Source organism: Micromonospora polyrhachis, assembly GCF_014203835.1.
Classification (GTDB): Bacteria; Actinomycetota; Actinomycetes; order Mycobacteriales; family Micromonosporaceae; genus Micromonospora_H; species Micromonospora_H polyrhachis.
In genome coordinates, this window is sequence record NZ_JACHJW010000001.1 from 4,481,347 (window position 1) to 4,493,618 (window position 12,272).

Annotated in this window: 11 protein-coding genes and 1 pseudogene; 5 read left to right on the top strand and 7 right to left on the bottom strand. The window is 66.5% G+C overall.

All coding sequences use genetic code 11. The features are described 5' to 3' along the window. Positions 1–156 precede the first annotated feature (156 nt). The 4 genes from FHR38_RS19690 to FHR38_RS19705 form a co-directional block, all read right to left on the bottom strand. Complete coding sequence (locus FHR38_RS19690; RefSeq protein WP_184536061.1) at positions 157–654, bottom strand: hypothetical protein; 498 nt, start codon at positions 652–654, stop codon at positions 157–159. Positions 655–674: 20 nt separating this feature from the next. Further along, positions 675–1,793 carry an IS630 family transposase gene (locus FHR38_RS19695; protein WP_312882111.1) on the bottom strand — a complete coding sequence of 373 codons (1,119 nt, stop codon included), beginning with the start codon at positions 1,791–1,793 and terminating at the stop codon, positions 675–677. 86 nt (positions 1,794–1,879) lie between these two features. Next, entirely contained in the window at positions 1,880–2,971 is a 1,092-nt protein-coding gene (locus tag FHR38_RS19700) for an IS630 family transposase (RefSeq protein ID WP_184536062.1), read from the bottom strand. Positions 2,972–3,174: 203 nt separating this feature from the next. Then, positions 3,175–3,792, bottom strand: coding sequence for a hypothetical protein (locus FHR38_RS19705; protein ID WP_184536063.1), 618 nt, complete (start codon positions 3,790–3,792; stop codon positions 3,175–3,177). Between the two features lie 104 nt (positions 3,793–3,896). Here FHR38_RS19705 and FHR38_RS19710 point away from each other — a divergent pair. The 3 genes and pseudogenes from FHR38_RS19710 to FHR38_RS19720 all read left to right on the top strand — a co-directional run. Further along, a pseudogene (locus tag FHR38_RS19710) lies at positions 3,897–4,065 on the top strand (IS5/IS1182 family transposase); the annotation flags it as partial. A 298-nt stretch (positions 4,066–4,363) separates the two neighbouring features. Next, positions 4,364–5,002, top strand: coding sequence for a hypothetical protein (locus FHR38_RS19715; RefSeq protein WP_184536064.1), 639 nt, complete (start codon positions 4,364–4,366; stop codon positions 5,000–5,002). 5 nt (positions 5,003–5,007) lie between these two features. After that, positions 5,008–5,862: a hypothetical protein gene (locus FHR38_RS19720; protein ID WP_184536065.1), complete on the top strand. Its 855-nt coding sequence runs from the start codon at positions 5,008–5,010 to the stop codon at positions 5,860–5,862. 54 nt (positions 5,863–5,916) lie between these two features. Here the strand turns inward: FHR38_RS19720 and FHR38_RS19725 are convergent, their stop codons facing one another. The 3 genes from FHR38_RS19725 to FHR38_RS19735 form a co-directional block, all read right to left on the bottom strand. Next, complete coding sequence (locus FHR38_RS19725) at positions 5,917–6,264, bottom strand: hypothetical protein (protein ID WP_184536066.1); 348 nt, start codon at positions 6,262–6,264, stop codon at positions 5,917–5,919. Between the two features lie 126 nt (positions 6,265–6,390). Continuing rightward, positions 6,391–7,044, bottom strand: coding sequence for a hypothetical protein (locus FHR38_RS19730; protein ID WP_184536067.1), 654 nt, complete (start codon positions 7,042–7,044; stop codon positions 6,391–6,393). Beyond that, entirely contained in the window at positions 7,041–8,546 is a 1,506-nt protein-coding gene (locus FHR38_RS19735) for a reverse transcriptase domain-containing protein (protein ID WP_184536068.1), read from the bottom strand. Before FHR38_RS19735 ends, FHR38_RS19730 begins: the two co-directional genes overlap by 4 nt. A gap of 1,029 nt (positions 8,547–9,575) precedes the next feature. On the opposite strand from FHR38_RS19735, the gene FHR38_RS19740 reads away from it, so the two are divergent. Continuing rightward, positions 9,576–10,382, top strand: coding sequence for a DUF2637 domain-containing protein (locus tag FHR38_RS19740; protein WP_281384887.1), 807 nt, complete (start codon positions 9,576–9,578; stop codon positions 10,380–10,382). Between the two features lie 436 nt (positions 10,383–10,818). After that, positions 10,819–11,766 (top strand): replication-relaxation family protein, encoded by a 948-nt coding sequence (locus tag FHR38_RS19745; RefSeq protein WP_184536069.1) that lies wholly within the window; start codon positions 10,819–10,821, stop codon positions 11,764–11,766. Positions 11,767–12,272 lie beyond the last annotated feature (506 nt).

A 12,272-nucleotide genomic window follows, 5' to 3' on the forward strand; every position in this document is an offset into this window, starting at 1 on the left:
ACCCCAGCTCAGCGGCCCTTCAAGGTCGCGCTGCTGTGCCCATCCGCCAGGTCTCCGGATTTCGCGGCTGGTTCCGTGCGTCCGCCGTGGCGGAAGCGGGACTTCCGCTGCGGCGGATCGCTGCGATGCCAGCCGCATGAGACGGAAGCTGGTGCCTTACCGCAGCCGAGCGAGAGCGCAGGCGAGCCGTTCCGCTGAACCGTCGCCAGGTGCTATCCGGCCGGCCGATTTCTCAATAGCGGTGTAGACGTCGGGCAGCCACAGCAGCGACCAGCGGTCCAGGCTTCGTACGTGCGCCAGATAAGCACTGAGCTTGGCGTGATGGGCTTGTGTGGTGAGTAGGAACAGCTGCGCTTCGGCTGGAGCGTGGGAGGCGTACTTGTCGAGCTGCGTATCGTCGTCTTGTTGTGAGTTGAGCCTGGAGCGGATCTTCACCTCGCACTCGATGACGATCTGGCCTGCGCGTGTTCCCACGATGTCCGCCTGTCTTCCGCGTTGGCCGAGGTCGAAGGCCACGTCGGGTCCGCACCGAAACAGGGCGTCCGCCAGTCCGGGGATGCATCGCAGCCCGGCCAGCAATAGCGCTTCGAGTAGCCGCTCGTCGGCCTTGCTGGCAACCTGGGGATGGCTGAGGACGGCTAGTGCCGTGACCACGAACGTTCAGAGTGTCGGGGTCAGGCTGCGCGGGTGGCGGGTTGGCCCCATTGTCGTTGTCGTTCGCTGCGAATGCGGGCGCGTTCGCGGCGTTGGGCTGCCAGGACGTCGGGGTGGCGGGTGTTGGCGTTGCGCCAGCGCAGGTAGGTCTGCAGTTTCCGGGTCAGCGTGGGGTGGTTGGGGTGGTTCGAGCCGGCGATGACGAAGGTGCGTAGCGGCCCGAACTGGGCCTCGATCGGGTTGGCCCAGGAGGCGTAGGTCGGGGTGAAGCACAACTCGACCTTGTTCCGGGCTGCCCACCTGCGAATTTTGAGGCCTTTGTGTGCGGACAGGTTGTCCAGGATCACGTAGATCGGTGCCCCGTCCGGACGGGCGGCGCGGATCGACTTGAGTGCGGCGAGGGTGTTCACGGCACTCTTGCGGCATCGGACGACGCCCCAGAGTTGGTCGTCACCGATGCTGTAGCAGCCGTGGAACTGCCGGACGCCGTGCAGTTTGTGATAGTTCGCGGGCAGCCGGTGTGGGTGTCGGGCCGGTGCCCACCCGGCGCCGGCCTGCGGGCGGATCGTGAGGGGACCGAACTCGTCGAACGCGAACACCCGCTGCGGGAAGTGGCTGCTCACGTACTCGATCCGGGCGAGTTTGGTGTCCCGGTCAGGGTCGGTGGACTCCTTCCACGTTTTTGTCCGCTGGAAGGTGATCTTCTGCTGGTGCAGGATCTGCCGCAGCCGCTCCCGCCCGATACGGATCGGGCGGGCAGTATGCGAGCCCAGGTAGTCGGCGAGCTTACGCACACTCCAGCGGGTGAACGGTTTCCCCAGCTTCTCGGGGCGGGTGTTGGCCGTCTCGACGATGAACGCTTGATCGTCAGGACTGATCTGGCGGGGACGGCCACCCGCCCACTGAGGGTCCAGGCTGGCCATCCCCATCTCGTTGAACCGGTGGATGACCTGCCGGATCGTGTCCTCGTCGGCTTGGACGAGGCGGGCGATCGCCGGCACCGTGTTCCCGCCGGCCGAGGCGAGCACGACCATCGCCCGCCGTAGTCGGATCGCTGAACCGGTTCCCCGGCGAGTAATTCTGAGCAGCTGCTGACCCTCCTGGTCACTGAGCCGCCGCACACGTACAGGATCTGCCACCGCCACAGCCTGACCGCCACGACGCCGCCCAGCCGACAGGCCGGACGGCGTGTCACCCAACACCGCGAACGTTCGTGGTCACGGCACTAGTGTCCTGCGCCAGAAATTCGCCTACAAAATCGTGCGAGTGATTCGAGGATCTCTTCGGCGGTCTTGGTCCAGATGAAGGGACGTGGATTGCTGTTCCAGTCGGTGATCCACGCCCGAATGTCCGCCTCAAGGGACCGGACACTCTTGTGCGCGCCACGACGGATCTTTTGTTCGGTGAGGTAGCCGAACCAGCGTTCGACCTGGTTGAGCCAGGACGAGCCGGTCGGGGTGAAGTGCATGTGGAAGCGGGGGTGTCTGGCGAGCCAGGCCCGGATGGCCGGGGTCTTGTGGGTGCCGTAGTTGTCGCAGATCAGGTGGATGTCGAGGTCGGCGGGCACGGTCTTGTCGATCGCGGTCAGGAACTTCTGGAACTCGGTGGCGCGGTGCTGGCGGTGGAGTTGGCCGATCACGGTGCCGTCGGCGACGTTGAACGCGGCGAACAGGCTGGTGATGCCGTTACGGACGTAGTCGTGGGTGCGGCGTTCCGGCATGCCGGGCATCATCGGCAGTACCGGCTGGGAGCGGTCCAAGGCCTGGATCTGGGATTTCTCGTCGACGCACAGCACCACGGCCCGTTCCGGCGGGTTGTGGTACAGGCCGACCACGTCAACGACCTTCTCCATGAACTGCGGATCGGTGGACAGTTTGAACGTGTCCGCCCGGTGTGGCTTGAGGCCGAAGTCCCGCCAGATTCGCCCGATGGTGGACTTCGACAGCCCGGATCGCTCGGCCATTGACGTGCGGGACCAGTGCGTGGCGTTGCGTGGTACCTGCTCCAGAGTCGCGACCACCACCTGTTCCACCTGGTCCAGGCTGATCGACGGCGGGCGGCCCGGCCGTTGCTCGTCGATAAGGCCGTCGAGCCGCAGCTTCAGGAACCGCCGCCGCCACTTACCCACAGTGGACAGATGGACACCCAGCTCCGTCGCCACGTCGACGTTCGAGGCGCCCTCGGCACACGCCAGGATGATCCGTGACCGCATCGCCAGAACCTGCGACGACTTCGCCCGCCGTGACCAGCGCGTCAACGTCGCCCGCTCTTCGTCCGTCAGCGTCAACGGTGGGGTCGGACGCCCGGTTCTTGGCATCCTCGTAGCCTACACCCACTTATAAGGCGAATTTCTGGCGCAGGACACTAGCAGGGCACGAGCCGTCGCTTGTCGGTCCAAGTCTGTGGGCACCGGCTTGGTCGACTCCTCCATGGCGGCATGGTGCCAGCCGGCTATGGCATCGATTGCTGGCACCGCCGAATGGTCCCGTGGCGGAGCGGGGCGCGAGGCGGGCAGTTCGCTTAGTGTTCGCGGAATCCGGCTGCTCCGCCCCTCTGTTGATCTTGCAGGTTCTGTTGGACCTCCTGATCGGGTTGCTGCTTCGAACGATCGGAGGCCGATGCCTGCGTGTGGGTGCCGGGCTGAGGTTCGAAGGCACCAGCGGATCCAAGTCCTGCGATAGCCCATGCGATAAGGCCGCCGATGGTGCTGGCGGTGACTCCCCACCAGCTCAGGGAGGGCCAGAAGTAGTAGATGAAGCCTGCGCCGAACAGTGGTACCCAGATGGCACGGTCGAAGTACTCGATGCTTCTCCAGACTAGAAAGCCCATGAGGAACAGCCACGCCAGGGCAAGTTCCCACCATGACTGCTTGTACCGGTCGCGTTCGGCTCGCTGCGAGAAGCGCTCGAACGCGGCAGGTATCGCCTTCAGCGCCCGCGGCACCGAGTCACTCGGCCCCGGTTCTGCGCTGGGCGAAGGAGTCGACGATGTGGCGGCGCCTGCGGCGGGCGTGGTGGCTGCCGCCGGTGGAGCTGGGGCGGCAGGTGGGAAGTAGTAGGCGTAGACGCCCCAGCCCAGGGCGAGAAGCGCGATGATCGTGCTGACAACGGTCGCACGGTCCGACTTCGGTCGTGACAAGTTCACTCCACCCTCGGGCGAGCCGACATCCCGATTGTATCGAAGAGTTTCAGATGGTGCTGGGCTGGTGACTGAGGGCTTCCGTGGTGGCCGCAGCTGACACCCGGCAGAAGGCCGTGAACCGCACAGCAAAGATGCGCGCCTGCGGTGAAAGAGCCATCTCCACCGTCAGGCCTGGAGATCCTCGCCAAGCTACGCTGCTGCCCACGCCAAGCCACCACGATCGTGCGGGACATCCTCGTCCTGCAACAGGTCGAAGCCAACCGTTACGCACGACAAAAGAGCTGGCAGGGCCGGTCCGCTCGATCGGTGGGGGCCGGGTGTCGACCGTCGAAGATAGACAAGCTCCTGGTAGATGGGGTGATCGACCAAAACACATGTCGCCTGTCCGAGGAGCTTCGTGCTGACCTATCCCGCCACGATCCCGCTGTCCACGTGGAGCCTGAGCCACGTCGCGGAACTGCTACGGAAGACTCGACCTCACGCACGCCCGTCGCCTCCTGAACTGTCGGTGGCGCGTGGGAAGCTCAAGGCAGCAACAACCCCGAGGATTCGAGAAGGGTGATCTCCAGTGGTCGAACTACACCCCTCGACGTACCTACAAGCCGCCGCCTGGGTACCCGATGACGACCCGGAGCGACCCTGGGAGGACGCCGCCGACCTTGCTGCGGACTGGATCTGGGAGCGCAGCAAGATCGAGGGGGTAGCCCCACTCCTGGTGACCAACACCGTCCAGAATGGCGTCGGCATCGGATGCCTGGACGAGATTGCTCGCCGTGGCGGTCGGGCCACGCCGCAGGGCAAGCAACGGTTCGATCGCGGTCCGGTGCTGGCCTACGTGCCGGATGAGCGAACGTTGAAGTTCGCGCTCGATCTTGCCCGCGGCTACTCGCTCGCGGTCGTGGAGACGGTCAGCTTCCCGCTTGCTGAGTGGGCGGCGGGTGCGGGAGCCATCAATCTGCTCGACGGAAGTACGAGCACGAGCAGCATCCCGGACGACGTCAAGGCCGACCTCGATCGCGCGGTGTTTTTCGGCGGCAATAACGGTTGGACTGGGCCGGACGAGAAGCAGCACGCTCGCGCTCACCTCGGGCACCATGTCCAGTCCGGGCGTCTCGCGCCAGAGCAAGCGGCGTCCTACGTTATGTCGCAGGGCGTCTCCGACAGGGGAGCCAAGAGGCTGCGCCTACTCCTCGAGAAGCTGGCGTAGCGCTTGTGCAGGAACTTTACGATCGCGCCTTCGCGCGACTCGACCGTGTGTCCGTCAAGCGCCAGGAGTTCGCTCAGTGCTGGGCGAAGTACATCTCGGTGCATCCGTGGGACATTGATGTCCGGAATGTCGATCCCTGCACGTTGGAGATCCTGGCAGTCATGCGCGAGCCAGCGCCGGTCGAGCTGGCCCTGATCTTCTCCGAGTGGCTGGCAGCGCTGCGGGCGTCGCTCGACAACGCGATCTACGCCCTGGCCTCCTCGACAACCGGCCAGAATCCCCCGCCGCAGGCCGAGCGCATCCAGTACCCGATCTGCTCGACTCCGGCCGAGTTCAAGAGCCAAGCAAAACGCCTCGTGATGTTGCCGGTGCAGATCATTGAGGCGCTTGAGAAGTCGCAGCCCTACCAGTCCCCATGGGGCCCAGAGAGCAACCTGACCTGGTGGGTCAACGAGCTGGCTCGGAAGGACCGCCACCGAGCGCTCCACGTCGGGCTCGGCCGTGTTGACGAGCACCGCATCCGGGTTGCGCCGCCAAGCGGCGTCACCATTCAGTTCGACGAGACCGTCGAGCCGTACAGCCACATCGAGCGAGAACTGGTGGTCGGGCGCTTCACGGCCAGCCGACCGCTGCGGCCATGGGAGATCACGGCGGACTTGACGGGCGTCGCTATCGCGCCGGAGATCCAGGCCTGGGCTGGCTTCCGATTGGATGGTAGGCGGCAGTCGCTCCAGGACCGGATGGTCTACACCGAAATCTTCACGCGCAACCATCTGGAGAACATTGCTCTGATGGGCGGATGCGTGCCGGCTGGCGGGTTCAGGACGTTCGATCCCGTTGAACCGGAAGGTGGGGCGTAACAGGCTGAGCAAGCCGATCGTCAACCGCCACGCACGGAACCTGTGCTTCGAGCGTCACCAGACCCGGCTGTTCTGCCCTTGGCCACCGCTCGGGGCTTCAGGAGGTGGGCTGAAGATGTGATCTCGGTATGTGCGCTGCGGGATGAGACGCCGGCCAGCCTGAGCCCTCTTGAGCCAGTCGACAAGTTCGAGGATGTCCTCCTCGCGCATGCCTTCGCGGCGTAGCTTCGCCGCGAAGGCTTCAGGTGCGACCCCGCGCCACCGGGCGCGGGCGTTCATGAGGTCGGCCTTGAACTTGGCCTGTTCGTTCCACTTCAGGTGGTTGTCGTAGCCCCTGGCCATCATGGCGAGGTACTCAGCGATGCTGGCGACGCTGGGTGGGAGGTCTTCGGCGTGGGCCATGAGTCAGTTGTACTGCGGACGTACGACATCGCCAGCAAGGTCGACTTCCGGCCAGCGGCACCCCCGGTCCGAGGAGGCTCCCGGTAGGGGCATCTTTCTTGGTCGATTGCTGTCTTACCGGGGACCTCACCTCGACCGGCTACCAGCTTCTCCAGGCCGCTGACCTGCACCATCAGGATGGAAATGGCTCAATCTTTGGGCCCAGGTGTCGGCGGCGGCGGGCGCGGTGATCGCCTCGGCGGTGACCTGCGGGTGCGTGTCCAGCTTGGTGATGAATTCGCGACAGGTTTCGACACAGTCGGCCAGCGACGTCGCGGTGATAACGACCATGCCGTCGCGTACCGGCACGCCGATGACACGTATCTTGCGGGGAGTTTCTTTCTCAAGCTGCTTTGCTGTGAAGCGACCGAGACCATGGGCGACTGCGTTGCGTACGAGAAGGCACGCCTCGAGCCTTTCCCATGCTGGGATGTCAGCCACGTCGATGTTGTGCCGTCGCCGCAGGAGACCGATGACGTCGCTCCAGCCGCCGGGCGCTCGGCCAGGAGCCTCATCGGCGAGATGTCTCAGGAGGGCCTCGGTGTAGATCTCGACGATGCTGACCATCCGAAGCCAACAGGCAGCCCGGTCGGCTGACGCAGCGTCACGATCGAGGCCGACGCGATGGCGGGGCCGGTCTCGCGAACGGCCGACTGCTGTCGCGGTGTGTCGTGCGTAGGTGGTGATCAGCTCTTCGAGGGCGTCTTCGGTGATCTTGAGTGTTACGGGCTCTGGTGTCATGGCTGAGCCAGGATCGTCGCGTGTAGGCCGCTTTCGTCGCGCACGGCATCGTTGGCTTCCTGGGATACAGCTCCATGGTGGCGCAGGCGTCGTAGGGCAACCAGATACCAGGTTGCCAATGCCGATGGCTCCTCGTCGAGGGCGCGGACGATCTCCTGCGCCTCGATCTTGTTCGCGTATGCGAGGGCAAGTGCGGCCTCGGCGCGCACGACAGGCTCGTACCGCTGCGCACGGTTGGCCATGATCCAAGCGGTGAAGGGGTCCGAGTCCAGCAGGCCGAGTTCGCGGATAGCGCGGAGCAGGTAGAGGCGCTGCCAGTCGCTGAGGCTGACCTCCGTGGCGATCGCGGTAACGGTGCGGGTCACCGCGGGACGGTCGAGGTTGGCCATGGCTTTCAGATAGCGGAGTACATACGGTGTCGTGGACGCGGCGAAGGCGACGATATTCATCACCTTCGGCATCACGTCGACGGCCCGTGGTTCTGCTGGATCCGACAGCCTGATTAGCGCACTCCGGATGGCGCGGATCGCGGCACGGTCGGCCTCGTGCAGGTTGATCCGGTTGTCGGTGACCATGTCCGTTGCCAGATCGCGGGGGGTTACGGTCGAGTTGAGAATGTCGAGCGCCCACTGAGGGTCGCTGTCGTCGTCATCATCGGCGTACTCGGGTACCTCGTTCTTCTCCCAGTAGGCGCGGAACGATGGTGTGCGGGTCTTGGATTCGTTGAGCGTCAGCCCGTTATCGCGGGCGGCTGCTGCCAGATCGTCGAGCGCTCGTTTGGCGTCCTCGAACGTGTCGGTTGCGATTCGGAAGTCGTCGTTGAACCGCCACGCAGCCCACTGCTTGCGGCGCAGCGCGCGCAGCACCCGGCTCGCGTACAGGTCGGAGAGCCGATCCGAAGGCTCGAGCAGCTGAGGAAGTCCGTAGCGCCTGCGCTGGACCTCGAGCAGGAGCTCGAGCAGACACTCGATAGTGGCGTAGTCCCCCGTACGGAGGAGTAGCTCGCGGGCGAGGATGTCATGGTCGACGTAGTCGTAGAACGACGCGAGGTCGGCTTTCACGACGTACTGGACGACCGCGTTATCCGGCCAGGACAACTCGCTGTTGCCGTTGGCGTCTACACGGCTGCCCCGGGTTTGGGCGTACGCCAGCGGTGCGTAGGCGAACGTCCGGTATCCCTCCGTGGAGCGGTCCACCTCGTGTTTGGCCTCGGCCATGAGAAGATCGGTCAACGCCCGGAAGGTCACTCGCTCGGCGAAACCCCAGAGTGCAACCGGCCTGCTGCCGGTCTCGGGTTTAGCGACCGCGACGACAAGACCGCGGCAAGGCGTTAGTCCGGCTTGGAGTTGGCCGGCAAGCCACGAGGCGAATTCTGGAGCGCGTTCATTCAGCTCGGAGGTGCCCGGCGACGACGGTATCAAGGGTTCCTCGGCACTGGCCTCTCGACACGTGGCTCCTTCCAGATCGAGCCGGGAAAGGACGTCAGGTGGCACCGGCTGCATGGCCCTTATGAAAGCACGCGGTGGGCCCATGCCGGGAGCAATGAACCTGGGCACGCGGATCGATGGAGGCGGGCCTCGCGCTCCTGACATCACCGCACTTGCAGAGGGAGACCTGGATCCCTTCCCATCCTTGCACGACCCCGAACGGCGATTGCGACGACATCGAGCCCTCCGTCTTGAGGACGCTCGCAGACCTCACGGCGGCGCCATTCGGAGCCGATTCCACCAAGAGAGATAGCAGTCCCGACAGTTGAGCGGCTTTACAGGTATTTCCGCCAATGATCGGGCAGGACGTGCGGGGACTGCGACGGATGCAGGCGGACTTCATAGCACCCGGAGGGACGGGTGGCAAGACTCGGTGCCTGATCCGTTGCGAATCGGAGGTTGACTCTGTTGGGTTTCGGAGGCGTAATGGAGACACGTTCCCGCAGCGTCGGCTGGCGCGGTTGGCCACACATGCAGCGGGCAGGCACCCCCACAACCGGGGTGCCTGCCGTTGTTCGTACCGACGCCGCGGGACGTGGAGAGATAGGAGGTCCCACATGAAGGATGGTCCGTCGGCGAGTTGAGGTGCCGCACCACCCCTGACGCTCCTGTGGCGCTACCCGTGGCGAGTACTGATCTTTTGCGACTCGGCTTGGCCGTCTGCCCCTGTGTCCGCGCGTTGACCACAGCCTGCTGTGCGGGTTGTGGCGACGCCTGCTGCCCTGATGCTTGCCCCTGCATGGTCTGCGTGTTCGTTGACTCGACCATAGTGACTTTCTGCCGTCCCCCTGCACCCGTTAGGGGTCCGTCCGACCGGGCGTCACCCGGCAGGGGCACGCCTGTCCGGGAACGGACCGGAGCCGGGCATGCGCGGCCTGGGACGGAACCCTAATCGTCTGATGTCGAACCCTTCAACCGTTTGGAGCACGAACGTGACCCCACACCTCAACCCCATGGAGGCGGCGGCTGCCGTCACGGCCCGCCTCCCCTCGGCAACGTCGAACGCGGCCGTACACGTCCCGCCTGAACCCAGGTGGTGGGCCCTTGGCCTCACCTGACCAACGTCACCCTGGCGCACCAGAGCAGGAGAGCACGAGGCGGGAGCGGCTGGAGAACCGCACCCAGGTGGCGATCATGCTGCTGATCGGCGGCGCGGCCGGGGCGGCATCGTTCACGCATGTGCATGACGTCGCGGCTGGGCATGGTCAGCCGGGCTGGCTGGCCTGGGCCGACGCCGTCGTCCTGGAGTTGACGTCGATCGCCGCCGGTCTGGAGCTGCGGCGCAACCGGCGCCTGGAAAGGAGCGTCGCCTTCCCCGCCACGGTGCTGGTCCTGGCGGTGTTGCTGTCCCTGGCGGCGCAGGTGGTGGAGGCGGAGGCGTCGGTGATCGGCTGGATCGCGGCCGCCCTGCCAGCCCTGGGCTTTCTGGCGATGGTGAAGATTGCCCTCGGCCGCGCCGACCCCGCCCCACCCCACCGGACCGCCTGGACCGAGCCCGAGCCGGTCCCGGACACTCACCAGCCGGTCCCCGTGATCGCTGCTGCCGTCCAGGACCGCACGACCGCGGGCCCCGCCGTCGCGGACCGGCGTACGGCGGTCCCGGACCGCCGGGACACCGAGGTGTCGACGGACGACGGCGGTCCGGAGGTCGCCGCGCTGGTCCCGGCCGCCCGGACCGCCGCCCGCACCCTCGCCGCCGAGGGAACCCTGCTGTCCCGCAAGGCGCTCGCCCGACAACTACGCGCGGAGGGGCACCAGCTGTCCAACGCCACAGCGTCGGCGCTTGTGCGCGTCCTCCGCGCCGAGACCACCCCGCCCGCACCGGATCTGTCACCGCGGCAGGCCGCGTGATAGATCCCCGACCTGGCAGGTCTGTCAGACCGAACCGCCGCTGTCAGACCAGCGCGCGTCTGTCAGGAAGCCCGTGAGCTGTCAGAACCTGACGGGACCTGTCAACGCACTCCCGCCCAGCAGTGGCCGGGCTGCGTATCCCGCGCCTATCCGCACCCTGAACAAGGAGCAACAACGATGATGTCCCCGCACAGCGACAACCACGAGCGCCGCTACCGGCCCGACTCACGCATCCCCTCACGGCACCGTCACGCCCCGTCCGTTGTGGCCGGCCGTGTCGGTGGCGGCGTCGATCCCCGTTCTACCGTCCGTCTTGATCCTGACCCCCGAACTGACCCCCCGATCCCGCTCACAGCCCAGGTCAGGGCCGCTCTCACCGGTTCGATACCGCTCCAGACAGACCCTCCAGTCTGGGGTCTCCCCCCAGGGGCCGCCCATGCGTAAACCGCTACCCGCTGTGGATCCGCTGCTGCGGCTACAGGCCAGCATCACCGCCCGCGACGACCGGCTCCTCGGCTGGCTCTACGACCACGGCGTGCTCACCACCGACCAGATCGCCGCCGCACTGTTCCCGTCCCTGGACTTCGCCCAACGCCGGCTGCGCCGCCTGACCGTCCTGCGGGCGGTGGACAGGTTCCGGCCCAACCGGGCCTACGGCGGCTCCTACCCGTACCACTACGTCCTGGACCAGCTCGGCTACGACCACGTCCACGCCCAACGCGGACTCGGACGACCACGCCGGGACCAGGCCCGCCGCCGCAAACAGTCCCTCACCTCGCGGCCGGACCTGCCGCACCTGCTCGGCGGCAACCAGGTCTTCATCGACCTCGCCGCCCACGCCCACGCCCGCGCCCACCCCGACAGCCGATTGGTCCGCTGGCAGCCCGCGTCCGCGTTCCACGAGCCCGGCGTACTCTACCGGGCAGGCGGCAACCCGCAGATGATGGTCCATGGATCGACCGGACTGCCCCGCCCGGACGGCGCCGGGGTGTGGACCGAGCAGGACCGCTCGGTACCGTTCTTCCTCGAGTACGACACCGGCCGCGAACGCCTCGACATCCTCACCGAGAAGATCGCCAAGTACGAACGGCTGTACGCGATGAGCACGTGGGCGTGGCCGGTCCTGTTCCACCTGCCCTCGGCCCGCCGCGAGGCGAACCTGCACCACCGCCTCGCCGCCGTTCCCGGCCTGGAGACGGCCATCGCCACCACCACTGCCGAACTGCGTACCGCCACCGGCGCCAGCCCCGCCGACCAGGTCTGGCAACTCGCCGGCCGCAGCACCGGCCGCCACCGCCTCATCGACCTGCCCTACACCGACACCGACCACGACGACGCGTTCCCCACCCACACCACGCCCAGCCAGGACGGGCGGACCGTCTAATGGGACCAGCGGGAAGGACGGCGCGTGGGATGGCCTGCCAGCTTCACACGGCGCCCATCCCGTCCACACCCGCTACCCCCCTGCAGCGACGGCCTTCCCTCGCCTGCGGCCCGCACCGGCGGGCTCGAACCGCACTTCGGAGGCGGAGCAGGCGCCTCGCCACCGGCCACACGTCTGTCGGCGGGCTCCCGGCGACAGACACTGTGCTCACACCAGTCCTGCCGTGACAGTTCCTGTGAGTGGCGCACGTCTTCACTTCCGAGGCCGCCAGAGTTACAGTCCGCGCCCACTTGACCGTCGCCGATCCGCCGTTCCACGGACGACGCGACCCGGCGGCCGATCTTCAGCGAGTTCTCACGACCGAGAAGGAGTTGCCGATGGCCAGACGCCTCGACCTCACACCACGAGCCGTCCTGGGAGGGACATGGCCACACGCCGTGACCAGCAATCACGCGCGAAAACACCACACACGTCGCCGCCGACCCCGCCCACGCGGACAGCCGATG